A 22,776-nucleotide genomic window follows, 5' to 3' on the forward strand; every position below is an offset into this window, starting at 1 on the left:
ACACACTGACCGCGGTGGCAGAGGCACCGCGATCGACTGACCCCGCGGCGCTGACCCGCCGCGGGAATTCTGCACTGCACGAGCCTTAGGGCCGCAATCCCGGCTCGCCCATCACCACACAGCTGTCGCTGGCGATGTCCACGACCGTGGCTGCGCGGTAACCGAGGCCGAAGCCGCCACTCGCCCGGGTCAGGTCGGCCCAGGCGCCCAGGCTGCGGAAGGCCACGGCCTGGCCGGGGCCGGCACGCGCCCCGGCGTGGCTGTCCCACACCAGCCCGATGCGATGGCGCCGGCCCTGGTCGTCCTGCAACGTCAGCGCGCAACCGGTGACGGCGAGCAGAACCAGGGCTGCGGCGGCCAGCCGCAGGATCACCGTCATAGCAGCGCGCGCGGCACGCCCGCGGTCAGTAACCGCCATAAGCGTCGTCGTCGCGCAAGCCCGCGCCTTCGTTACCGAGCCACTGTTTCGCCAGCGCAACAGCCGGACGGCCGGTGGCAAAGCGGTAGCTGTTGCGCACGCCGCCAGGTAACGCGCTCGCCGGGACGCCGTGATGGCGGTCCCCTGTGGTGTTGATATCGACGCCGGCGTAGGTTGCGCCGATGCGGTCTTTGCGCACGGGCACGCGCAGCGCCACCGCGCGCTTGAAGCCGAACAGGATGCCCGGGGATGCCGAGTCGGGTGCATTCACCTCCAGCAGCGACCAGGACGTGAAGGAGCCGAACAGCAGACGGCTGTCTTCCTCAAACTGCCCAGTCCCGCGCTGCGGGGCAAGACTGTTTCCATCGGTGCTGAGGGCGTTCGCGGCGTCGCCGGTGGCGAGATCCTGCGAGATGACAAGATCCGTCAGCGACAGGTCCATGTCGGTGACGGCGGCAAGATCGTGGGCGCCGCCATCCGCGCGCGGCGGCGACAGGGTCACCGCACTTTGGCGAACGCCGACCCCGGCACCGTCGACGGAGGCATCCACGCCGATGCGGGTATAGCCGGCGAAATAGACCGACGGCCCGCCGCAGCCGGATGCGCCCATACTGGCCAGGAGGCACAGCACGGCGAGGCGCTGCGGCCTGTCCGGAGTGCAGTGTCCGATCACGCTCTTGAGCGTCTTCATGAGACTTGAACCCTTGTAGTTGCATGCAGTTCGTTGATGGCACGCCTTGGCGGCAACGGCGCATCCAGCAGCGCGGCCGCGTGACGCGGTGTCGGCGCCGGCATTGGCGTCGTCACTCGCGGGCAGCCGCGGCAGCGGGGCAGGTGGGTGCCGCGTCCGGTCGCCGGCGACGTGCCTGCGCAGCACCATGGAGCGGCAGCCTAGCAGGGGGTAGGTGTTTTCACCTGATGGACGGGCTAACATTGCACGAACAATGCACGAGGGACGCGTTGATGAGCCCAACCCAAGGCGACGGCCAGCCGAGCCAAGCCGACAGCGGCGTCTCCGCCGCCGGCAGCGCCGACTGCCTGCGCGTCGGCGACTGGGACGCCGAGCCCGCCCTGAATCTCTTACACCGCACAGGACAAGAGGTGCATCTGGAGCCCCGGGCGATGGAGCTGCTGGTCTTCCTGGCCCGGCGGCCGGGGCAGGTCGTGCCGCGGGACGATCTGCTGGCCGCCCTCTGGCAGGGCGTCACGGTGGGCGACGATGCGCTGACCCAGGTTGCGATCAAGCTGCGCAAGGCGCTCGGTGACGACTCCAGGGCGCCGCGGTATATCCAGACCGTGCGTAAGCGCGGCTACCGGCTCATCGCCGGCGTGAGCCCATGCCGGCCAGAGGCGGGCACCCGCAGATCCGTTGCCCGGCGGCCGTGCGCCTGTACACCGTGGCGGCGCGGCGCGTTGGCCTCTGCGCTGCTGGCAGTGATCCTTCTCGCAAGCCTGCTGCTGCGCCCTGTCGCCACTTGGCCAACAGCGTCGGCCAATGTCCGGGCGGGCACGACCGCGGCGGCAGATGCCACAGCGACGGTGGTACTGATGCCGTTCGCAGTCATCGGCGACCATCCCGGCCAGCGTTACCTCGCCCAGGGGCTTGCGGCCGCGCTGACCGCAGACTTGTCGCGCGCACCGGGCTTGCAGGCCATCCGCATCCAGGCTGCGTCCGCTGCGCCTCCTGCGGGACGGGCGCGCGGAGGCGATGCCGTCTTCGAGCTGTTCGGCGCGATTCAGCACCTGGGCGATCAGATGGCCGTGGAGGTCAGTCTCGTGGAGCGTCGCACGGGCCGCGAGCTTTGGTCGGAGCGCTACTATCAGCCCATCGGCGACGTCTTCGCGTTCCGCGATCAGATCCAGGCCTGCGTGGCCGCAAGGCTGTCCGTCAGGCTCGCGCCCGGCGCATCGGCGCACGCCGTCCAACACTGCGATGACACGCAGCCCGCCTACCACGCCTTTCTGAAGGTCAAGGCCGCACTGCTGCCGCCTGCTGCACACGGCAAGGGCACCGCATCGGAGCGCCAGCGCGAGGCGAGCAGGCTCGATGCCGAATTCGGGCGCACTTACCGGGCACTGGCCCTGCTCCATGCGGCTGACTACCGACACCGACGGGTTGCGCGCCGGGACATCGTGCTTGCCCGCGCCGAGGCCATGGCGCGCAACGCCATGCGCATCGATGCAGCCAGCCCGGAATCGCATTGGGTCCTGGCCCGGGTGGTTACGCTGGCCCGGCGCCATAACGAGGCCCTCGGGCACCTGGATCGCGCCCTGGCGATGGCACCGGACTTCACCGACGCCCTCGCGCTCAAGGCCTCGATCATGACCGACCTCGGACGTCCGCGCGCTGCGCTGGCGCTGCTCGACGAGCTGCGGCGCCGGAAGGCGTCTACCGGGCCTGCCTACTGCCGGCTGCTCGGGCGTGCACAGTTCTTTCTGGGCGACTTCGAGCGCGCGGCGCGGAATCTGCGCGAGGCCACCGACCGCGACCCCACCGATCTCGAAGCCCACGTACTGCTGGCGGCAACCCTGAGCAACATGGGTGACGACGCCGGCGCGGACTGGGAGACGGCGGAGGTCCGCGCCCTCGCGCCCGAGTTCTCAATCCGCACCTGGTTTGAGACCTATCCCATGCAGGATGCCGGACAGAAGCAGGCATTGGCGGACGCGCTGCGGCGGCTACACCTGTGAACCGAAGCTCCGCCGGTGCAGAGCGCGCGGTCCGGCGCCAACGCTCTGCTGCGCTGCGCACAGTCGGTCACAGCACCGGCCCGAGCATGGCCACCACATTGTTCCAGAGCCGCCGGCGCCGGCTCCAGGCGGCCACATCTTCGGCATGCACCGGAAAGGACGCGCTGATCCAGCTGTCCTGGCGCCGGCGCATAGCGGCGGTGAGCGCCGGGTCGTAGAACAGAATGTTGTTCTCGTAGTTGAGCTCGAAGCTGCGCCGGTCCATGTTCGCGGAGCCGATGAGGGTGACCTCGCCGTCCAGGGTCAGGGACTTGGCGTGCAGCAGGCCGTGCGGATACTCGTAGATGCGCACGCCCGCCTCCAGGAGCTCGGCGTAATAGCTGCGACTGGCGGCGGCGACGACCCAGCTGTCATTGTGGGCCGGAAACACGATGGTCGTGGCCACGCCCCGCCGCGCACTGGCGCAGAGCGCCGCCTGCATGGACTCGTCCGGCACATAGTAGGGCGTGGTAATGACCAGCTCGCGGCGGGCGCTGTAGATGAGCTCCTCGAACATCTGCGGCATCGCGGACCAGCGCACCGTGGGGCCGGTGCCCACCACCTGGGCCGGCAGGCCGGCGTCCGTCCGTGGGTCGCGCGGCGGCGGCAGCGGCCGGCGCAGCAGGGCGTCGATGCCGTCGTCCACGTGCGGCAGCCAGTCACCGGCGAACAGGTGCTGATTCTGCCGCGCAATGGGCCCCTCGAAGCGCATCATCAGGTCCACCCAGGGCGCGAACCTGGCCTTGATGCGGAACTCCGGGTCGGCGCAGTTCTGGCTGCCGCAGTAGGTGAGCCAGTCGTCGATGACGACGATCTTGCGGTGGTTGCGCAGATCGATGCGCCCGGTGAGGGCGCGCACCAGCGGATTGCCGATGGGCAGCGCCCGGGCCAGATGCACCCCCGCCGCCGCCATGCGCTGCCAGTGCAGGGAGCGGATCATGGCCCGGGAGCCCAGGTCGTCCGCCATGGCCCGGCAGGTGACGCCCCGCTCGGCCGCCCGGATCAGCGCATCGGCCACGCGGATGCCGTTGTTGTCGGGTAGCCAGATGTAGAACAGCACATGAACATGGTCCTGCGCCGCGTCCATGTCCGCCACCATGGCGTCGATGGCCGCGTTGCTGTCCGCCATCAAGGCGGCCTGGTTGCCGCTGATCGGGGTGAAGCCGCTGATGGACTCGCCGAGGCGGAACAGATGGCGGTGGCGCGCCGGGATCAGCGCCCGCAGCGGCGCCGGTGCCGTGCTCGGGTCAAGGCGCAGCGGCGGCAGCAGGGACTGCGCGTGGCGCAGCCGCTCCGCGCGGCGGGCACCGATGTTGACCTCGCCGAACAGCAGATAGGCGACGATGCCCACCAGCGGCACAGCAATCACCACCACCACCCAGGCGATGCGCGAGGCGGGCTCGCGGTGCGGGCGCAGCAGCACCCGCGCCAGCACCGACAGCTGCAACAGAAAATGCGCCAGCACCAGCAGCGCGGCGATGAGTCCGGAATGGTCCATGCAGGCGTCCTGTCGTTGCGGTTGGGCTCCGATCGGGCCCTGATCGAGCCCGCCGACCGGACGCATTGTCGCGCATCCGCTGCCCGCACCAGAGAGCTTCCGGCGCAGCTGCGGCGGCGGCGCAGAGACAGGTGCCGGAGAGGCTGCACGCGCAGCCGGCAGTCAGCCCTCCAAACGGGCCGTCACCGCCGCCTGGGCGTCCTCCAGGTACGCATCGGCAAAGTCGATGTGCAGCTCCACCCACATGGGCAGGTGGTCGGACATCTGGTAGGTCCGCCACCTGTCATAGCTGACGTACTGCTCGCCGGGTGCGTCCGGCTTGCCCATGTACGGGCGGTAGACGGCCTCCTCGTCCGTGCGGTAGACGACGTCGAAGAAGTCGAAGACGCCGGCGCGGTAGGGGCGGATGCGGGCCACGCCCCGGCGCCGGCGGCTGGTGCCGGTCCAGAGCGCAATCTGGTCGTAGAACTTGTCCTGGCGCACATTGGAGCCGGGGATGTGCTGAAGCGGCTCCGGGATGTCGAACCCGTTGCTGCGTAGCGCCGCCATGGTGGCGTCGCCGGGCGCGGCGAGGTTGAAGTCACCGAGGGCGATGAAGAAGGCGTCGGCGTCCGAGTCCTGATCGCTCTCCGCGCGCCCGGCGCGGAGCTCGGTGAGGCGGCAGATTTCTTCGGCGCGGCGGCGCAGCGCCGCGGGCGCCTCGCTGCCGTAGTAGATATGCACCGTGGCGAGGTTGAGCCGCAGCCAGCCGGCCTGGAAGGAGGCGATGAAGGGGGTGCGCGCGAACTGGCTGGACCCGCCCACGAGCGACTTGGGCGGCAGCACGATCTCGGCCGCCGCCGGCAGCCTTGGCGTCCGACCGTTCTCCAGGGCGATGGCGTCGCCCGCGGTGAGCGGCACGCGAGCGTTGCGCGCGAAGCGGATGCTGGTGTCCGCCGGCAGCGTGAGCCGGGTGCCCGCCGGCAACGGGATCTCCACGTCCTCCTCGATCTTGGTGTCGCCGTTGGCGAGGGTGTCGGTGCGAAGCCCCGTGGGCGAGCGGATCTCCACCCCCTCCGGCAGCTCCAGCAGGGCACCGCCCGGCACCATGAAGCGCTCGCCGAAGGGGTCGGTGACGCGCTGGCCGTGCGGCAGCGTCAGCTCGCCGGCGACCTGACGGAAGCAGGGCCTTGAGCGAGCAGGGTCAGTCCCGCAGCTGCTCGGCCAGCTCCGGGCACCGGCTGCGGAACCTGCGCAGGGCCCGCAGCGCCCGCAGCCGGGCGGGACGAAAGGGCCGCGGGTCCGGCAGCGCCGGCGTCTCCAGCACCCGCTCCAGCATCGGGCCGCCGATGGCGCGCTCCAGCAGCCCGGCGAGGATGAGCGCGCGATACCAGTCGTAGGGCAGCAGCTCGGGGTCGGTGGCCGTCGCCACATAGGTCTCGCAGCGCTGCCAGCGCGCCCCGATGCACACGGCGATGCGCCGGCGCCGGTAGCCGGCGCCCTCGGCGAGGTCCAGCCGCCACAGCTCCCGGGCGCGCAGCCGGTACAGCACACCCGTCACGGCATCATCCGCCGCCGGCACGATGTCGCCCTTGCCGGAGCCGTCGCTGCCCACCTTGTGAAAGCGCAGCTGCCAGCCGGGCAGGATCGCGACGCCGACAGGCTGAGCCGAGGGCGTGCGAGCCTGCAAGCGGGCGGTGAGCAGGTTGGAGCCGTAGGCGAAGTAGTGGAGGGGCTTGGTGGTCACCGTGATTGGTCTCCGCGGCCTGTCTCGCGCTCACGGTGGCACCGTCGAGTCATTCGATTCGACGAGGCGAAAAGGACCGCGCCTCGGTTGGTCGGTAACCGAAAATCGTACCCTCGTGCTGGCACCAGTGGTACGCGTGAGACCCTCTGACCGACTCGATGATGCTTGGCTGCCCGACGCCGGAGGATAGAAACCCAAGCGGCACGCTTCAGGTTTTGTCGGCCGCTGCATCGATCAACATCAAGAAGTCGTCGGCGGAAAGGATCGGCAGAACGCCGGACGGGAAATCCGGGACATTGCGTGTCAGCAGGTAGTCGACGCGGGCGTGCAACGCGCTGTAGAACTGGATGGCATCCTCGAAATCGGCGATTTCCGAGTCGATCGCCTGGTTCAGGATCCGCTGGTCCGGTGCGACGCTGGCAAAGACGTCGCGCAGCAGAACCAGCGCCCTGCGAGCCGTGGCGGTGCTGCGTGCCTTGCGCACGATATAGAAGACATTATTGAAGCTGATCGCAGACACCAGCGCCTCACAGGTACCGGTCTCGGCCATGGTCCAGATTCGGGCGGCAGCGGTGTAGAAGGGCTCGCGCTTGGCCAGGACATCAAGCAGCAGGTTGGTATCGACAAAGACCCTCATCCGGGATCGCCATAACGCGCCCACAGCGCATCGCTGAGGAGATCGGCGTCCGCACCCTGCGCGGGCAGTTCCAGCAACCCGGTCGCGGCCCGCGTCACTGGACCAATGAAGCCCGGACCGCGCGGATGATCAAGCACGTCGAGGCCGGAGACGAGCTCGGCAAGCATCGCGGAGACACTGGTGTTGCGGGCTCGCGCCGCCCGCTTGGCGCGCTCGATGACCGAGGCATCCATGCTGACGGTGAGCTTGGTATTCATGGCGAGGCGGCGGACACGTAAAAACCAGCGGTGAGGCTACGTATCGTCAGCCAGGTCGTCAAGGGACAGCGCCAGGGTCGGGCGATCGAAGGTCTGGGGACTGAGATCGAGGGAGCGCTTGGCGAGCTTCCCCGAAGAGCGGTGAACGCGCCCGCCTCCCGCTTGCGCACCTCGCTGGGTAAGACCCCGAAACGCTTGCGAAAGGCCCGCGTAAAGGCCGAGGGATGCCTGTACCCCAGGTTGTAGGCGAGCTCTTTGATGCGGACGTTCGCGACCCTGGGGTCTGCAATCACCTGCATCGCGTGTCGCAGACGCCGCTCGCATACGGGAGCTGTAGGTCGAGTCAGCGACACAGGACCCGGACCAGACCATCACCATCAACGGGGACATCGCGCACGCGGCGACAGCGGGGCCTCCACGGTCACCCTGCTCTCCAGCAGCATACTGACCACGGGCGGCTACAACGCCTCGACCGGCTTTGCCGGCGCCATCTCCTGGACCGGAGCTTTGCGCAAACAGGGCAGCGGCACCCTGACCATGACCGGAACCCAGTTGAAGGCCACGACGATCACCGTCAGCGACGGGACCCTGCGCATCGGCGACGGGACGGCGGGGTCAGCGTCTACGGCGCCATCCAAAACGATACCGCCGTGGTGTTCGATACCGGCACGCCCTGACCCAGGCCGGCACCGGCACACTCACCCTGATCAGGTCTCAGCCCTCGACTCGGTCAACTAGTCGGGGGTGCGCTCGCGCCCACCCCATGGCTGCGAGCGCTTCGGCGAGCTGCGCGGCATCCAGGTCCGTCAACCGCCCTGCGCGCAGCAATGCCGCCTGGGCGCTGATCCAGGCATGGTAGTCGTCTACGTAGAGATCGCGGTCGGCGTACATGTGGGTACCTGCTCTGGGCTCATGCTCACAAGATTCCCCGTTTTGTCCGGTGATGTGCCTTCGAACGACCTTGGGCTGTGCCGCGTTCCGCCTCAAATCCGCAACAACAGGCGCGCCGGGTCCTCCAGCGTGTCTTTGATGGCCACCAGGAACTGCACCGCCTCACGGCCGTCGATGATACGGTGGTCATAGCTCAGGGCCAGGTACATCATGGGGCGGATGACCACCTGCCCGTCCACGGCCACAGGGCGCTCTTCGATCTTGTGCATGCCGAGGATGGCGCTCTGCGGCGGGTTCAGGATGGGCGTGGACAGCAGCGAGCCGAAGATGCCGCCGTTGGTGATGGAGAAGGTGCCGCCGGTGAGCTCCTCGAAGCTGAGCGTGCCGTCTTTGGCCTTGGTGCCGAAGTCGCCGATGCCGCGCTCGATGTCGGCCATGGAGAGCTGGTCGCAGTTGCGCAGGATGGGTACCACCAGCCCCCGCGGGGAGCTGACGGCGATGCCGATGTCGTAATAGCCGTGGTAGATGATGTCGCCCTCGTCCACGGAGGCATTCACCACGGGGAAGCGCTGCAGGGCCTCGACGCTCGCCTTGACGAAGAAGGACATCAGCCCTAAGCGCACGCCGTGGGTGGCCTCGAAGCGGTCCCTGTACTGCCTGCGCAGCGTCAGGACGGCGCTCATGTCCACCTCGTTGAAGGTGGTGAGCATGGCGCTGTTCTGCTGCGCTTCCACGAGTCGCTCGGCAATGCGCGCCCGCAGCCGGGTCATCGCGACCCGCTGCTCGGGGCGGCCGGCATCCCCGGAGAGGCTCGGCAGCGAGGCGTCAAGCTCCAGCGCCGGGGTGGCGTCGTCCGCTGCATCCGGCGCCTGGGCCTGGCTGAGCCGGCCCGCGTCCGGGTCACGCTCCGGCACCGCGGCCTCCTGCTGGTCCAGCCAGGCGACGACGTCCGACTTGTGGATGCGACCATCGCGACCGCTGCCGGGGATGTCGGCGGCATCCAGGCCCAGCTCCTTCACCAGCCGGCGGGCGGCCGGGGCGAGCTGGGGCTCCTTGTCTGTCTTGCCGCCGGCGTCAGGGGCCGGCGCAGTGGTCGCGGCAGCGGTGGCGGGTGCAGCTTCTGCCTGAGCGGCCGGCGCCGCAGCCCCTGCCTCGCCGCCCGCATCGGCCGCCGCGCCCGCCTCGATGACCGCGAGCACGGCGTCCGCCTCCACCACGTCGCCTTCGCCGACCCTGTGCTCGGCGAGCCGACCGGCGGCGGGGGCCGGCACCTCCAGCACCACCTTGTCCGTTTCCAGGTCCACCAGGTTCTCGTCCTTTTCCACGGCGTCGCCGGGCTGCTTGTACCAGGTCAGGACCGTCGCGTCGGCGACGGATTCGGGCAATGCGGGGACGCGCACTTCGGTGCTCATGGGTGGTTGGTCCTTCGGGCTGGTGTGGCTGGGCGCGGGTGGGTCGTCGCTCGGGCTGATGTCGGACTGGGGATAGGCGTTGGGGGCGCGGGCGGTAGTGGCCGGCGCCTCAGACCTCCGCCGCCGGCTCGTCGATGGGCTGCTGCGGTGGAATGCGCCGGTTCATCTTGGGGTTGATGCGGCCGGTGAGGGCCTCGTCCACCAGTTGCTCCTGCTGCGCCACGTGCACGGAGCGGTGGCCGACAGCGGGCGCCGCCGACGCCGCCCGACCCACATAATACGGCTGCTTGCCCTGCTCGATGAGGTGGTGGAAGCGATGCTTGATCTGGTCCCAGGCGCCCTGGTTCTGCGGCTCCTCCTGGCACCAGATGATCTCGGTGGTGTCTGGATACCGCGCCAGCACGTCCTCGAAGGCCTCTTTCGGGAAGGGGTAGAGCTGCTCGATGCGGATGATGGCCACGTTGCTGAGCCCGCGGGCATGGCGCGCTTCGATGAGGTCGTAGTAGACCTTGCCCGCGCAGAACACCAGGCGCTCGACGTCGGCAGGCTCGATGGGGTCCGTCTCCGGAATGACCACCTGAAAGCCGCCGTCGGCGAGCTCCTCCAGCGACGACACCGCGAGCCGGTGCCGCAGCAGGCTCTTCGGCGTCATCACCACCAGCGGGCGGCGGAAGTCGCGCAGCATCTGCCGGCGCAGCAGGTGGAACATCTGTGCCGGCGTGGTGGGCACGCAGACCTGGATGTTGTGCTCGGCACAAAGCTGCAGGAAGCGCTCCAGCCGCGCCGAGGAGTGCTCGGCGCCCTGGCCCTCCAGGCCGTGCGGCAGCAGCATCGTGAGCCCGCAGTCCAGGCCCCATTTGGTGCCGGCGGAGGTGATGAACTGGTCGATGACCACCTGGGCGCCGTTGGCGAAGTCGCCGAATTGGGCCTCCCAGGCGGTGAGCGCATTGGGCTCGGCGGTGGCGAAGCCATACTCGTAGCCGAGCACGGCTGCTTCCGACAGGATGGAGTCGATGGCGATGAAGGCGCCCTGCGGCACCTCCCCCTCGCCGCGCAGGTGCTGAAGCGGGGTGTACTCCTGCCCGGTCTGCTGGCAGTGCACCTTGGCGTGACGATGGAAGAAGGTGCCGCGACCGGCGTCCTGACCGGACAGGCGCACCGGATAGCCCGCGTCCACCAGGGTCGCATAGGCCAGATTCTCGGCGAAGCCCCAGTTGCCGAGCTGATCGCCCTGGGCCATCTTGCGGCGCTCGGCCCAGATCTTGGCCACGCGCGGATGCAGCTGGAAGTCCTCCGGCACCCGCAACATGCGCTCGGCGAGGTCCGCAAGATGCTCCCGGGGCACCCTGGTGTCCGCAGGCGCGCGCCAGTCATCGCCGTGGTAGCCGTGCCAGTCCGCGCGGTAGCTCTTCTCCAGCCCGCAAAGCACGGGGCGGGCCACCACTACGCCGTGCTCGATGGCATCGCGGTACTCCTCGATCATCTTCACCGCATCATCGCGGGTCAGCACGCCATCGTCGATGAGCCGGTCCGCGTAGATGGCCCGGGCGGTGGGCCGCTCGCGGATCTTCTTGTACATCATGGGCTGCGTCACCGCCGGCTCGTCCGCCTCGTTGTGGCCGAGCCGGCGGTAGCACACGAGGTCGATGACCACGTCCTTGCGGAACTGGTTGCGATAGTCGAGCGCCATGCGGGTGACGAAGATGACGGCCTCCGGGTCGTCGCCGTTCACATGGAACACGGGCGCTTGCACCATCTTAGCCACATCGGTGCAGTAGAGGGTGCTGCGGGTATCCAGCGGATTGCTGGTGGTGAAGCCGATCTGATTGTTGATGACGATGTGCACCGTGCCGCCGGTGCCGTAGCTGCGGGTCTGGCTGAGCTGAAGGGTCTCGGCCACCACGCCCTGGCCGGCGAAGGCGGCATCGCCGTGGATCAGCACCGGCAGCACCTGCTCGCCGGTGCGGTCGCCGCGGCGGCGCTGGCGGGCGCGCACCGAGCCCTCGATGACCGGGTTGATGATCTCCAGGTGCGACGGATTGAAGCCGAGCGCCAGGTGCACGATGCCGCCGGGCGTTTCCACGTCGCTCGCAAAGCCCATGTGATACTTCACGTCGCCCGCGAGCTGGCGTGGATTGAGCGGCACCTTGCCCTCGAACTCCGCGAAGATCTCCTGCGGCGGCTTGCCGAGGATGTTCACCAGCACATTCAGCCGGCCGCGGTGGGCCATGCCGATGACAAGCTCGCGGCAGCCCTTGCGTCCGGCACGCTGGATCAGCTCGTCCAGCATGGGGATGAGTGCCTCGGCCCCCTCCAGCGAGAAGCGCTTCTGGCCCACGTACTTGGTGTGCAGGTACTTCTCCAGGCCCTCGGCGGCCGTCAACAGCGTGAGCAGCCAGCGGCGGTCCGCCGGCTCCAGCTCGGGGCGCGCCTGGTACCCCTCCAGGCGTTTCTGGACCCAGCGCTTCTCGGCGGTGGTGGTGATGTGCATGTACTCCGAGCCCACGGGCCCGCAGTAGATGCGCTGCAGCAGTGCCAGGATGTCCTTGAGCGGCATCCGGTCGGGGGCGTAGAGGGAGCCCGTGTGGAAGACCTGGTCCAGGTCGCCGTCTTCCAGGTTGTGGTAGCTTGGCGCCAGGTCCGCCACCTTGGGCGTTGCGCGGAGCTTGAGGGGGTCCAGATCCGCCACCTGGTGACCGCGGTACCGGTAGGTGTTGATGAGCCTCAACACGGCCGACTGGCGCTCCGCCGCCGCCGGCTCCAGGCGCTGCACGGAGCGGGCCTGGGCGCGGGTGCGGCTCTCGCTCGCCAGGCGCTCGAAGTTCTCGCGCACCGGGCCGTGCGGGATCTCATTCGCGGCATCGGCGTGAATGGCGTCAAAGCGCCGCCGCCAGGCGAGATCGATGCTCTCGGGGTCCTTGAGATAGCGCTCGTAGAGGTCTTCGATGAAGGCGGCATTCCCGCCGTAGAAGGCCGAGGAGGCTCGGAACAGCTGTAGCAGCGCGCTCATGGGTCGTGTGTCGCTCGCTCTGAAAGTGGGTCCGACGGCCGTTCTCGGCCGCGCACAGGCTGGGCCTGCGCAGTCCGGCGCAGCGCCGCGGCGGCCCGGCCGCCGGCCGTCAGGTCACGGCGCGCTTGGCGGTGCGCTTCAGCCCCGGAGTGTAGCGCACCGCAATGGCCGGCTGGTCGCCGCGGCGGCCACGCCGGGGCAATGTCATGTATTGCGCTTTTCGCGTATCCTGCCGCCAAGCAACTGGACAGTCGTGAGCCGGAGCCGCCGCGAGCCGAAGACCGCCGATGCCCTATCCCGACAATCACATCGAGACCCCGGAAGAGCGCCACCGCCGGCGTCTGCGCGTGGCCAAGTCGCAGGCGGACATGGCGTACTTCCAGGCGCGCCTGACGCTGCTGGGGGAGCCCAGGACGTTGAATCAGCTTGCCCAGCAGCGTACCTTCAAACGGCTGCTCAAGGCCGTCGGGCGCCGGCTGGTGAACATCAAGCAGAGTCGTTGAGGGGCCGCCGGGCGGTGGTCCGGACGGTGCTGGGATCGGCATCGCCAGCCGCGGCTCAGGCGACATCCTGAGCCGTACCGGTCCGAACCGCACCCGGCGCCCCCACGCTCAGGCCGACCCCGATCGCCCCACCGCGAGGCTGCCCGCCGGAGCCCCACGGACCGTCGCTTTCCGTTCGCCCTCGTAGCTCAGCCGGATAGAGCAACCGCCTCCTAAGCGGTAGGTCGCAGGTTCGAATCCTGCCGAGGGCACCAACTGCCGCAGCAAGCGTCTTGGAGCCGCCTCAGTCGGCGCCGCAACGCTGCCGCACGGCGTCCTTCAGCGCATCGAGGTCGGCGCAGCCGTTCAGCGTGTCCGCGTCGATGCAGACGTTCGGCGCTTCATTCCCCGTCAGCTGGAGCACCGCCGGCAGCGGGACGTCGAGCCCGGGCCAGCGGGCGCGAAACTCATCCCGGTGCAGAAAGGTGCAGGGCATATCCAGCCCGGCGATGAAGTCACGCCAGGCCGCACGCTCGCTGAGCCAGCCGTAGGTGACCTTACACAGGTTGCAGCTGTAGCTATCCGGCGAGAAGACCTTGTGCGCCGCATCGGCCATGCTGTTGAAGAGGCCGCTGTCGGCGTTGTAGACGAAGACCAGCCCCTGCGTCACGACTGCGCACCGACGGGTCCGTCTGCGCCGGTCGCGGTCCGGCTCTGGTTGGGCTCCAGCGGCAGGCGCAGCAGCCGCAGCGGTCGCTGCCAGGCGGCCTCGTCATAAGCGCCGATGCCGAAGCGGATGGCCTCCGGGTCGTCCCGCAGCCGGAAGGAGCGGAACAGCCGGTCCCACAGCGAGAAGACAGTGCCGTAGTTGGAATCGGTCTCGGCGCGCACGGCCGAGTGGTGCACCCGGTGCATGGACGGCGGCACGATGATCCGGCGCAGCCGCGCGTCCAGCCGTGCCGGCACGTCGAGATTGCTGTGGTGGAACAGAATCACCAGCACCATCACTGTTTTGTACAGCACGAGCATGCCGAGCGACATGCCGAGCGCCATGAGCACCAGACAATTCGCCAGGGTGGACAGCAGGATCTCGCCGGGGTGGAAGCGCAGGGCCGTGGTGCTGTCCATGGCCGGGTCCGTGTGATGCACCCGGTGGAAGCGCCACAGGAAGGGCACCTGATGATTGGCCCGGTGCCAGGCGTACATCCACAGGTCGAAGAGCACGAAGGTGAGCGCCGCACAGGCGGGCCAGCCGAGCCCCAGGGCATGGCACAGCCCGAGGTCACGGGCCGCCGCGTATTCCACCGACAGCACCAGCAGCGGTGCCGCCACCGCGGCCACGGCGGCGCTCATGGCCGCCAGGGCGAGGTTCTCCGCGCCATGACGCAGGCGCTGCTCACGGCCGGCATAGGCGGGCAGGAAGCCCTCGGCGGCGAACAGGGCCACCAGCGCAATGAGGCCGATGATGGTGTCGATGCTCATGTTGGTGCTGCCGAAAAACGCGTGCGCGAGATGCGCGATTGACTCATGGGACCGGCGCGCACGCCGGATGTTTCCACGCTGGCCCGGCGCAGCGGGGTCGTCGGGGACGCGCTCACCGCCGCCGCTCGTAGGCCGCCGCCAGCCGCCGGGGTGAGGCGCCGGCGAAGAAGCGCAGCATGGCCACCGCATTGCGCAGCTGCTGGCGCAGCACCCCGCCGCGCTCGAAGCGCACCGCCGAGGTGGTGACCGCGCAGCCGAGCTTGCGGATGCGCCCAAGAGGCCCGCGCTGACGGCGTACCCGCCGGGCCAGCTCCACGTCTTCGAACAACGGCCAGTCGGGGAAGCCGCCCACGGCATCGAACAGCGAGCGCCGGATCAGGTAGCCCTGGTCGCCGAAGGTCGTCCAGACAGAGTCGAAGCGCGAGCACCAGGCATAGAGCGCAAGCAGTGGATGGCGGCGGTCGAAGCGCAGCCGAAAGCAGGCCATGCCGACGGCCGGGTCGGCGAAGGCGCCGGCGATGGCCGCTGCGGCGTCGGCGGGCAGCCGGGTGTCGTCATGCAGGAACAGCAGCAGGTCAGCGCGGCTCGCCCGGGCACCGGCGTTGCACTGGGTGCCGCGGCCGCGGGGTGCCCGCACCAGCCGGCAGCCGGCGGGCAGCGCGAGGGTGCTCGCAGGCGCCGTGTCCTGCGGCTCCACGATGATGACTTCGCGCGGCGTCAGCCGCGCGAAGAGCGCAGGGATACCGGCCGCCAGCCCGGCATCCAGCCGGCGGGTGGGGATCACCACTGCGAGAGCCGGTGCGGCGTCCGGCGCGGTGCCAGCCGGGAGGGGCGCCGGCGGCGCTGGCTGGGTTGTCTCTTGCATCAGCGCTGCTGTTGGACGTGGGTCGGGCGAGCGCCCGGTGGCATTCCTGACAAATTGGCACAAGCCGCGCAAGGCTCTCATGGCTGTCCTGCTGTGGGGCGATCATCCAGGCACCTGATTCTGCCGATGATTCTTCCCCGTTCAGCCAGCAACCGGGCAACTGGCACGCCCGCTGCTTGTTGCTCTGACGCCATGAACAGCCTCGCTCAATACACCCAGGCGCTGCGCCCGCGCGCCGACGCGCTCTGCACTGCCCTGCGCCGGGAGGCGGAGCGACTCTTCGGCGCCGACATCGCCGCCGGTTGCACGCCGGACACCGCGGTCTACCGGCTGCAACGGGACCCGGCCGCCGGCGCGGACAGCCTGGTCGGCGAATGGCAGGACGCCCGCGGCCACCCCATCGGCATGCTCGTATTCCATCCCGACGGCAGTTGCTTCGGCGAGTACGACATCGTGCGCATGCATCCGCGGGACAAGCGCTGGTTCGTCGAGGCCGTCGAGGCCTGGGCCGGCGCGGCTGACGCCGGGCCCGACGCCGGGTCCCAAACTGGCGATGCAGCCGGCACCGTGCGCGCCGATGTGCGCCTGCTCGCGGCGCCCTGAAATCCTTACCCAAGGCGAGCGGGCCGCGCCCATCCGCCGGCCGCGGCCGGGAGCCAAGACATGACCGACACGCTGCATCTGGTGCTTTATCACAAGCACCGCACCAGCGCGCGACTGCGCTTCCTGCGCCACGCCCACGGCGGTATCTGCACGTCCGGGCCGCTGCCGGCGGATGCTCGGGTGCAGACATACCCCTGTGCCACCGACTCCGCCGCCGACGGCGGCCGCCTGCACCTGCACCCCGGCATGCTGCTGCGCGCCGCTGAGGCCGACCTCGGCCTGCCCCGGGGCGGCATCGAGTCCGACGCCGGCTTCCGCGGCCACGTGTACACCGCCGACGGCTGCGCGGCGGTGCAGCTCGCGAGCTTCACCGACCTCGATCCGCCCGTGGATGCCGCTGCATCGGTGGGGGCGGCGTTCATCGAGCTCACCGCGGCGTGGGGCCTGCCGGCCGTGGAGCTGGCGTTGTTGCGACTCGCCTACGAGCACGTGCTGGGCTGAGCCGACCCCCGACGACCGCACCCCACCGCCGCAGGCTCCGTAACCTGATGGGCGGGTCGAGACGGCTCAGACCCGGGGAGCAGCCCCGGCCGCGTCGGCGGAGCGGATGGTGGGCGGTGCAGCCGGCGGTCCGTAGTACTCGGGCACCGAGTCCTCAGGTGCCGCCGGAGGGGCCTCCGGCGCCGGCAAGGGCTCGACATCGGGCCGCGCCCGCTGCTCCGGCTCACCCGCATCCGGTTGGCGCGTGGGCGTGGCGGCGGCGCCCGCCTCGCCATCGGCGCCGCGCGCTCCACCGGCCTGCGGCGCCCCCGCGGACGGCGCCGCGGAGGTGCCGGCGCCGGAAGGCTCAGCACTGGTGTCGCCGCCCGCCGCCTCCGGCACTGCCGAGGCGCTCGCCTGCGTGCCGCCGCCGCCATCACGGGCAGGCCGATCCGCACTCGACCCCGGCGCCGCGGCATCGGCGGCGCTGTCCGGCACCTCGACACCCGCCTCCTCCAGCGCCTCGATCTCCGCATCCAGCGCGTCCAGCGCCGTGCCCTCGGCGGCGGCGGCTGCGGCGGCCCGCCGGGCCTGCTCTTCTGCCCGCTGCCGGGCGATGCGCGCGGCGTAGTTGCCGTAGTCCGGGCCATCGCCGACCACCGTGACGGCCGTGGCCGGCCCGACGTGTGCGAAGACGGTTTCGGCCATGCGCGGCGGCATGCGGATGCAGCCGTGGGAGGCGGGCTGCCCGGGGTTGGGAATGGGGCCCGCGTGCATGCCGATGCCGTCGTAGGTGAGGCGCATGAAGTGCGGCATGCTGGCACCGACGAAGCGCGCTCCCGCCGGCACGGGGTCCCTGCCGTGCGCGCTGCTGCGGATGACCTTGCCGTTGCGGTTGACGAGCTTGCCGTACAGATTGGAGCGCTTGTCGCGCACCTTCTCGAGGATCGAGAACTCACCCCGCGGCGTCGGATGGCTCGCCACGCCGGTGGCGATGGTGGTCCAGCCCACACGCTCCCCGCCGGCGTAGAAGGTGGCGAGCTGGGCATTGGTGTCGATGACGACACGCGTCACGTCGCGGCCGTCACCGCTCCAGTCGAACAGTTTGCCGGGCTGCGGCGCGGGCATGGGCTCGACCGTCTCGGCGACGGCCCCGTCCTCCGCTGCCTCGTCCGCGTCCGCCTCGGGCGCCGCCGCCGTCTGCTCCGCCGGAGGCTTCGGCTTCAGCGCGGCGGGCAGCTCGGGAAAGCCCATCTGGGCACAGCCCCCGAGCATCAGCAGCGCTGCGGCGAGCAGGGCGAGGAGGGGCTTGGGCCCGATGCTGCGGCTCGGGCCCGGTGCGGTGTGTCGGTGGGTCATGGATCGATCCGGCAGGAACTGTGGCGCGCGCAGCGCAGTGCGCAGACGTTAACCGATTGACGCAACAGGAGCAAAGGGCCGCGACCGTCGTCAGAGGTGGCAGCCGGGCGTGATGCGCTGTCGGGCGCGGTGGTGATGGCGGTGTGACCGCAGGCGCCGCGCTCACCAAATTCGGCCCACGGCCACAGTTGAATGGGGGATTGCCCGATACACTCAAGGGTAGCTGAATCTGCCTGAGTGACCCCCTGCGCCCGTGGCCAAGCATGCGCTCCTGGTCGGCGTGGACGACTACGCCCCCGGACTCCCGCTGGCGCCCTGTACCCCGGTGCAGGCGCTGGAGCCCCTGCGCGAGGCCCTCAAGGCGCGCACGCTCGGCGGCTTCCGGCAGGTGCAGATCCTGCGCAATCCGGGACGCACAGAGCTCACCGAGATACTGGCAAGGCGCTTCGCGGCCACCCATCGCGGTGATCTGCTGCTGCTCTACATCGCCGCGGCGGGCCGCCTGGACGGCGCCGGTCGCGCCCACCTGCTGTTGCCGGGCCACGCCGGTGCCTTGGCACCGGAGCACTCGCTGTCGCTGGCGACCGTGATGAACAGTCTGCGGCTCAGCCCCTGCATCCGCCGCGTCGTGCTGCTCAATGTCGGCTTCACGGCCCCCGCCGATGCGCCGACCCGGAACGTGCTGGCCCGGAAGGCCATGAAGATCCCGGACACTGCGGTGCTGGCGAGCGCCGCCGGCGTACCCTTCCGGACGCAGGGCCCGAGCCGGGTTGGGCGCCGGCTGCTCACGCCCTGGCTCACGGACCTGTTGTTGTCGCCGGACGCCGACGCACCGCGGCTGGTGACGGTCAACGCCCTGTACGAGCGCCTGCGCCGGGAAACGCCGGCGGAGGAGGCGGTCGACAGGCCCCGCATCTGGCTCGGCCACTTGAGCCGGGGCGCCTTGGTGATCGCTCGCAAGCCGGCGATGCCGATGCGCGCGGCAAGCGTGCCGCCGCAGCAGGCCGCCCAGCCGCCCAGCGCCGCCGGCACCTCGGCCCCACGAGCCGAAGGCGGCGCCCGCTCGACTCGGCGCCGGGGCTATGCCGGCCGGCGCGGCTCCCGCCCAAACCGGCGGCGCCCCCGCCGGCGCCGCGGGCGGCTGCGGGGCCTGCTGCGCCTGCCGGTGCGCCTGGCGGGCCTGGCGCTGCTCGGCCCCATCGCGCTCTTTCTGGCGGGGGAAGACGCCCACCGCGACCTGCAGGTCGCGGTGGCCAAGGTGGCGCACCAGACGGCGCCGGAGACCTTCAAACGGCTCTTCGTGCGCGAGGCGGGGGCCATCTTCAGCGACCCGCTCGCCGGCGGCGGTCGCGGCCCGGCGCTGGCGGCACTGCCCGGGGGCTTCTTCATGATGGGCTCCTATGCCGGCGAGCCCGAGCGCCAGGCGAGCGAAGGCCCTGTGCACGAGGTGGGCATTGATCCCTTCGCCATCGGCATCACCGAGGTCAGCTTCGCCGAGTACGACCGCTTTGCGCGCGCCACCGGCCGCCCGCTGCCGCCGGACGCCGGCTGGGGTCGGGGCAACCGTCCGGTCATCAATGTCTCCTGGGAGGATGCCACCGCCTATGCACGCTGGCTGAGTATGCAGACCGGGGAAGACTATTTCCTGCCCACCGAGGCCCAGTGGGAGTACGCCGCCCGGGCCAACACGACAACACCCTTCGCCACCGGCGGCTGCGTGCACACCGACCAGGCCAACTACAACGGCGTCTTCGACTACGCCGGGTGCGGTGCACGCACCGGCATCTACCGCGGGCAGACGCTGCCGGCGACGGCACTGCCACCGAACCCCTGGGGGCTCTATCACATGCAAGGCAATGTCTGGGAGTGGGTGCGCGACTGCTGGCAGCCGCGCCACCCGATCCTCGCCGGCATCCCCAAGCGCGGTACCGACGTCGCACCCTCCGCGCAGCGCGTGTGCGAGCAGCGGGTCATCCGCGGCGGCGGCTGGCGCTTCGAGCCCGGGTATCTGCGCTCGGCGGTACGGCTGTGGGCGCGCCCCGGGAGCCGGGACAGCGACACCGGTTTTCGCGTCGCCCGGGCACTCGACTGAGCCCGGTCCACCGAACAGGGCTCACCGAGCCCGTCCCACCCAGCCGGGCCTACCCAGCCGGGTCCACCGAGCTGGGCCGACTGCCAGCCGCGCCCGGCGATACGGTATGCTGCGCAGCATCGAAAGCAGGCCCGGCACGGGGTGCCGACCGGTACGCGGTCCGCGATGCGCCCGCCTGCACCGCCGTATCCAGACGAGACCTTTGAGACCCATGCAGAGCGAGTACCACCCAGGCGCCGTCGAGGCGGCGGCGCAGCAGTATTGGGAGACGCACCAGACCTTCCGCGCCGTGGAAGACCCGACGCGCGAGAAGTTCTACTGCCTGTCCATGTTCCCCTACCCGTCCGGGCGGCTGCACATGGGCCATGTGCGCAATTACACCATCGGCGATGTCATCGCCCGTCACCAGCGCATGCTCGGCAAGAACGTGCTCCAGCCCATGGGCTGGGACGCCTTCGGCCTGCCCGCCGAGAACGCCGCCATCAAGCACGGCATCCCGCCGTCGCAGTGGACGCGCGCCAACATCGAGGCCATGAAGGGCCAGCTCGCGCGCCTGGGCTTCGGCTACGACTGGTCCCGGGAGCTCGCCACCTGCGACCCGGAGTATTACCGCTGGGAGCAGTGGCTGTTCACCCGGCTGATGGAGAAGGGCCTCGCCTACCGCGCCAGGGCCACGGTGAACTGGGACCCGGTGGATCAGACCGTGCTCGCCAACGAGCAGGTCATCGACGGCAGGGGCTGGCGCTCGGGTGCACCGGTGGAGAAGCGCGAGATCGAGCAGTGGTCCGTGCGCATCACCGACTACGCCCAGGAGCTGCTGGACGCCATCGACACCCTGGACGGCTGGCCCGAGCAGGTGCGCACCATGCAGCGCAACTGGATCGGCCGCTCCGAGGGCGTGTACATGGACTTCGGCATCGCGGGCAGCGATGCGACACTCGGCATCTACACCACCCGCCCGGACACCGTCATGGGCGTCACCTATGTCGCCGTCGCCGCCGAGCATCCGCTGGCCCGCGCCCGCGCCGAGCAGGACCCGGACCTCGCCGCCTTCATCGACGAGTGTCGCCGCGGCGGCACCACCGAAGCAGAGCTCGAGACCATGGAGAAGAAGGGCCATCGGCTCGGGCTCGACGCCCTGCATCCCATCACCGGCGAGCCCGTGCCCATCTTCGCCGCCAACTTCGTGCTCATGGGCTATGGCACCGGGGCCGTCATGGCCGTACCCGCGCACGACCAGCGCGACTGGGAGTTTGCCGAGCGCTACGGCATCCCGAAGCAGCAGGTGGTGGTCAGTGCCGACGGCAGCCCCTGCGGCATCGACGCCGGCGCGTATGTGGACAAGGGCGTGCTCACCGGCTCCGGCCCCTTCGACGGGCTCACCTCGGAGCAGGCCTTCGACGCCATTGCCGACTGGCTCGCCGAGCGCGGTCGCGGCGGCAAGCGCGTCAATTTCCGGCTGCGCGACTGGGGCGTGTCGCGCCAGCGCTACTGGGGCTGCCCGATCCCGGTGGTGCACACCCCGGACGGCGGCGTTCGGCCCGAGACCCAGTTGCCCGTCAAGCTGCCGGAAGATGTCGTGGTGGACGGCTCCGGCTCGCCGTTGAAGAAAATGGAGTCCTTCTCGAAACTGGCCAACGGCGAGGTTCGGGAGACGGACACCTTCGATACCTTCTTCGAGTCCAGCTGGTACTACGCCCGCTACTGCTCCGCCGATTGCGACACGGCCATGCTGGATGCGCGCGCCGACTACTGGCTGCCGGTGGACCAGTATGTCGGCGGCGTCGAGCACGCCGTGCTGCACCTGCTCTACGCGCGCTTCTTCCACAAGCTCATGCGCGACGAGGGGCTGGTGGACTGTGACGAGCCCTTCGCCAACCTGCTGACCCAGGGCATGGTGGTCGCCGACACCTGGTACCGGGAGGACGCCGAGGGCCGGCGCACCTGGTACAACCCGGCGGACGTGGCGGTCAGCCGCGACGACAAGGGCAAGCTCATCGGCGGCGTGCTGAAGGCGGACGGGGCGCCCGTGACCTTCGGCGGCGTCGAGAAGATGTCCAAGTCCAAGAACAACGGCGTTGACCCCGAGGCGCTCATCGAGCGCTACGGCGCCGACACGGTGCGGCTCTACACCATGTTCACAGCACCGCCGGAGCAGTCGCTGGAGTGGTCGGACGAGGGCGTGGAGGGCGCCGCGCGCTTCCTGCGCCGGCTCTGGTCGCTGGCGGCGGGCACCGCCGAGGCCGTGCGCACGGCAGCGCCGCCGGCTGCCGGCGACACCGCCGTGGCCGACGCCCGCCGGGACATCCATGCGGCGCTCAGGAAGGCCGCCTTCGACTACGAGCGCAAGCAGTTCAACACCGTGGTGTCCGGCTGCATGACCATCGTCAACGTCCTCTACAAGCTGGACGCGGGGCAGCCGGCGCAGGCGGCGGTGCTGCGCGAGGGGCTCGGCATCGTGCTGCGGCTGCTGGCCCCCATCGCCCCGCATGTCACGCATCACCTGTGGCGGGAGCTCGGCTTCGGCGAGGACGTGCTGAGCGCCGGCTGGCCCGAGGTGGACGCAGACGCGCTGGCGCAGGACAGCATCCAGTACGTGGTGCAGGTGAACGGCAAGGTGCGCGGCAAGGTGCAGGTGCCGGCGGATGCGGCGCGCGCGGCCATCGAGGCCGCCGCGCTCGCCGATGACAACGTCAAGCGCTTCACCGAAGGCGTCACCGTGCGCAAGGTCATCGTGGTACCGAACAAGCTCGTGAACGTGGTAGCCAAGTGAGTGCCCACCCAAGAACGCGGGGACCAAGAATAGGGGGACGGTATACTGAATTTCCGTCCAC

At 70.1% G+C, this 22,776-nt stretch carries 21 protein-coding genes and 1 tRNA gene; 7 read left to right on the forward strand and 15 right to left on the reverse strand.

Annotated elements, in window-relative coordinates; translation table 11 throughout:
• Positions 1–85: 85 nt before the first annotated feature.
• Both QZ607_RS04110 and QZ607_RS04115 read right to left on the reverse strand, forming a co-directional pair.
• A complete protein-coding gene (locus QZ607_RS04110) occupies positions 86–379 on the reverse strand; it encodes a hypothetical protein (RefSeq protein ID WP_295879955.1) in 294 nt (97 codons plus the stop codon).
• A 25-nt stretch (positions 380–404) separates the two neighbouring features.
• Positions 405–1,109: a hypothetical protein gene (locus tag QZ607_RS04115; RefSeq protein ID WP_295879957.1), complete on the reverse strand. Its 705-nt coding sequence runs from the start codon at positions 1,107–1,109 to the stop codon at positions 405–407.
• A 272-nt stretch (positions 1,110–1,381) separates the two neighbouring features.
• Between QZ607_RS04115 and QZ607_RS04120 the strand changes: the two genes are divergently transcribed.
• Positions 1,382–3,109 (forward strand): winged helix-turn-helix domain-containing protein, encoded by a 1,728-nt coding sequence (locus QZ607_RS04120; RefSeq protein ID WP_295879959.1) that lies wholly within the window; start codon positions 1,382–1,384, stop codon positions 3,107–3,109.
• 67 nt (positions 3,110–3,176) lie between these two features.
• On the opposite strand, the gene cls is transcribed toward QZ607_RS04120, so the two are convergent.
• The 9 genes from cls to QZ607_RS04160 form a co-directional block, all read right to left on the reverse strand.
• On the reverse strand, positions 3,177–4,646 hold the full coding sequence (gene cls / locus QZ607_RS04125) for a cardiolipin synthase (RefSeq protein WP_295879961.1): 1,470 nt from the start codon (positions 4,644–4,646) through the stop codon (positions 3,177–3,179).
• 162 nt (positions 4,647–4,808) lie between these two features.
• Entirely contained in the window at positions 4,809–5,735 is a 927-nt protein-coding gene (locus QZ607_RS04130) for a hypothetical protein (protein ID WP_295879963.1), read from the reverse strand.
• Between the two features lie 94 nt (positions 5,736–5,829).
• Positions 5,830–6,372: a gamma-glutamylcyclotransferase family protein gene (locus tag QZ607_RS04135; protein WP_295879964.1), complete on the reverse strand. Its 543-nt coding sequence runs from the start codon at positions 6,370–6,372 to the stop codon at positions 5,830–5,832.
• Positions 6,373–6,580: 208 nt separating this feature from the next.
• On the reverse strand, positions 6,581–7,009 hold the full coding sequence (locus QZ607_RS04140; protein ID WP_295879967.1) for a PIN domain-containing protein: 429 nt from the start codon (positions 7,007–7,009) through the stop codon (positions 6,581–6,583).
• Positions 7,006–7,266, reverse strand: a complete 261-nt coding sequence (locus tag QZ607_RS04145) for a DUF6364 family protein (protein WP_295879968.1) — start codon at positions 7,264–7,266, stop codon at positions 7,006–7,008. The genes QZ607_RS04140 and QZ607_RS04145 overlap by 4 nt, the downstream gene beginning before the upstream one ends.
• Positions 7,263–7,619, reverse strand: coding sequence for a helix-turn-helix domain-containing protein (locus tag QZ607_RS25810; RefSeq protein WP_367268150.1), 357 nt, complete (start codon positions 7,617–7,619; stop codon positions 7,263–7,265). The genes QZ607_RS04145 and QZ607_RS25810 overlap by 4 nt, the downstream gene beginning before the upstream one ends.
• A 361-nt stretch (positions 7,620–7,980) precedes the next feature.
• Positions 7,981–8,157, reverse strand: coding sequence for a DUF29 family protein (locus tag QZ607_RS04150; RefSeq protein WP_295879970.1), 177 nt, complete (start codon positions 8,155–8,157; stop codon positions 7,981–7,983).
• Between the two features lie 92 nt (positions 8,158–8,249).
• Positions 8,250–9,569, reverse strand: coding sequence for a 2-oxoglutarate dehydrogenase complex dihydrolipoyllysine-residue succinyltransferase (gene odhB / locus QZ607_RS04155; RefSeq protein ID WP_295879972.1), 1,320 nt, complete (start codon positions 9,567–9,569; stop codon positions 8,250–8,252).
• Positions 9,570–9,678: 109 nt separating this feature from the next.
• Positions 9,679–12,579, reverse strand: coding sequence for a 2-oxoglutarate dehydrogenase E1 component (locus tag QZ607_RS04160; RefSeq protein WP_295879975.1), 2,901 nt, complete (start codon positions 12,577–12,579; stop codon positions 9,679–9,681).
• A gap of 287 nt (positions 12,580–12,866) precedes the next feature.
• On the opposite strand from QZ607_RS04160, the gene QZ607_RS04165 reads away from it, so the two are divergent.
• Positions 12,867–13,082, forward strand: a complete 216-nt coding sequence (locus QZ607_RS04165; RefSeq protein WP_295879976.1) for a hypothetical protein — start codon at positions 12,867–12,869, stop codon at positions 13,080–13,082.
• A gap of 177 nt (positions 13,083–13,259) precedes the next feature.
• A tRNA-Arg gene (locus QZ607_RS04170) sits at positions 13,260–13,336 on the forward strand.
• Between the two features lie 29 nt (positions 13,337–13,365).
• Here the strand turns inward: QZ607_RS04170 and QZ607_RS04175 are convergent.
• The 3 genes from QZ607_RS04175 to QZ607_RS04185 all read right to left on the reverse strand — a co-directional run bounded on the left by QZ607_RS04175 (position 13,366) and on the right by QZ607_RS04185 (position 15,408).
• Entirely contained in the window at positions 13,366–13,731 is a 366-nt protein-coding gene (locus QZ607_RS04175) for a hypothetical protein (protein WP_295879979.1), read from the reverse strand.
• A complete protein-coding gene (locus tag QZ607_RS04180) occupies positions 13,728–14,543 on the reverse strand; it encodes a sterol desaturase family protein (RefSeq protein WP_295879981.1) in 816 nt (271 codons plus the stop codon). Before QZ607_RS04180 ends, QZ607_RS04175 begins: the two co-directional genes overlap by 4 nt.
• Positions 14,544–14,655: 112 nt before the next feature.
• Positions 14,656–15,408 carry a glycosyltransferase family 2 protein gene (locus QZ607_RS04185; protein WP_295879984.1) on the reverse strand — a complete coding sequence of 251 codons (753 nt, stop codon included), beginning with the start codon at positions 15,406–15,408 and terminating at the stop codon, positions 14,656–14,658.
• A gap of 192 nt (positions 15,409–15,600) precedes the next feature.
• Between QZ607_RS04185 and QZ607_RS04190 the strand changes: the two genes are divergently transcribed.
• Both QZ607_RS04190 and QZ607_RS04195 read left to right on the forward strand, forming a co-directional pair.
• Positions 15,601–16,011: a hypothetical protein gene (locus QZ607_RS04190; protein WP_295879986.1), complete on the forward strand. Its 411-nt coding sequence runs from the start codon at positions 15,601–15,603 to the stop codon at positions 16,009–16,011.
• Between the two features lie 60 nt (positions 16,012–16,071).
• Positions 16,072–16,512, forward strand: coding sequence for a hypothetical protein (locus tag QZ607_RS04195; protein WP_295879987.1), 441 nt, complete (start codon positions 16,072–16,074; stop codon positions 16,510–16,512).
• 66 nt (positions 16,513–16,578) lie between these two features.
• Here QZ607_RS04195 and QZ607_RS04200 read toward each other — a convergent pair whose 3' ends face one another.
• The gene (locus QZ607_RS04200; RefSeq protein ID WP_295879988.1) at positions 16,579–17,850 is read right to left on the reverse strand and encodes a L,D-transpeptidase family protein; all 1,272 of its coding nucleotides are present in this window, start codon (positions 17,848–17,850) and stop codon (positions 16,579–16,581) included.
• Positions 17,851–18,103: 253 nt separating this feature from the next.
• Here QZ607_RS04200 and QZ607_RS04205 point away from each other — a divergent pair, with 253 nt between their 5' ends.
• Entirely contained in the window at positions 18,104–19,942 is a 1,839-nt protein-coding gene (locus tag QZ607_RS04205; RefSeq protein ID WP_295879989.1) for a formylglycine-generating enzyme family protein, read from the forward strand.
• Positions 19,943–20,153: 211 nt separating this feature from the next.
• Positions 20,154–22,715, forward strand: a complete 2,562-nt coding sequence (gene leuS / locus QZ607_RS04210) for a leucine--tRNA ligase (protein ID WP_295879992.1) — start codon at positions 20,154–20,156, stop codon at positions 22,713–22,715.
• Positions 22,716–22,776 lie beyond the last annotated feature (61 nt).

It is taken from the genome of uncultured Thiohalocapsa sp. (genome assembly GCF_913063425.1).
Taxonomy (GTDB): domain Bacteria; phylum Pseudomonadota; class Gammaproteobacteria; order Chromatiales; family Chromatiaceae; genus Thiohalocapsa.

Bases quoted from the DNA above. Each gene is read 5' to 3' on its own strand.
- QZ607_RS04110 (WP_295879955.1), bottom strand. From the start codon at position 379: ATGACGGTGATCCTGCGGCTGGCCGCCGCAGCCCTGGTTCTGCTCGCC.
- QZ607_RS04115 (WP_295879957.1), bottom strand. From the start codon at position 1,109: ATGAAGACGCTCAAGAGCGTGATCGGACACTGCACTCCGGACAGGCCG.
- QZ607_RS04120 (WP_295879959.1), top strand. From the start codon at position 1,382: ATGAGCCCAACCCAAGGCGACGGCCAGCCGAGCCAAGCCGACAGCGGC.
- cls (WP_295879961.1), bottom strand. From the start codon at position 4,646: ATGGACCATTCCGGACTCATCGCCGCGCTGCTGGTGCTGGCGCATTTT.
- QZ607_RS04130 (WP_295879963.1), bottom strand. From the start codon at position 5,735: ATGGTGCCGGGCGGTGCCCTGCTGGAGCTGCCGGAGGGGGTGGAGATC.
- QZ607_RS04140 (WP_295879967.1), bottom strand. From the start codon at position 7,009: ATGAGGGTCTTTGTCGATACCAACCTGCTGCTTGATGTCCTGGCCAAG.
- QZ607_RS04145 (WP_295879968.1), bottom strand. From the start codon at position 7,266: ATGAATACCAAGCTCACCGTCAGCATGGATGCCTCGGTCATCGAGCGC.
- QZ607_RS04150 (WP_295879970.1), bottom strand. From the start codon at position 8,157: ATGTACGCCGACCGCGATCTCTACGTAGACGACTACCATGCCTGGATC.
- odhB (WP_295879972.1), bottom strand. From the start codon at position 9,569: ATGAGCACCGAAGTGCGCGTCCCCGCATTGCCCGAATCCGTCGCCGAC.
- QZ607_RS04160 (WP_295879975.1), bottom strand. From the start codon at position 12,579: ATGAGCGCGCTGCTACAGCTGTTCCGAGCCTCCTCGGCCTTCTACGGC.
- QZ607_RS04165 (WP_295879976.1), top strand. From the start codon at position 12,867: ATGCCCTATCCCGACAATCACATCGAGACCCCGGAAGAGCGCCACCGC.
- QZ607_RS04180 (WP_295879981.1), bottom strand. From the start codon at position 14,543: ATGAGCATCGACACCATCATCGGCCTCATTGCGCTGGTGGCCCTGTTC.
- QZ607_RS04185 (WP_295879984.1), bottom strand. From the start codon at position 15,408: ATGCAAGAGACAACCCAGCCAGCGCCGCCGGCGCCCCTCCCGGCTGGC.
- QZ607_RS04190 (WP_295879986.1), top strand. From the start codon at position 15,601: ATGAACAGCCTCGCTCAATACACCCAGGCGCTGCGCCCGCGCGCCGAC.
- QZ607_RS04195 (WP_295879987.1), top strand. From the start codon at position 16,072: ATGACCGACACGCTGCATCTGGTGCTTTATCACAAGCACCGCACCAGC.
- QZ607_RS04200 (WP_295879988.1), bottom strand. From the start codon at position 17,850: ATGACCCACCGACACACCGCACCGGGCCCGAGCCGCAGCATCGGGCCC.
- leuS (WP_295879992.1), top strand. From the start codon at position 20,154: ATGCAGAGCGAGTACCACCCAGGCGCCGTCGAGGCGGCGGCGCAGCAG.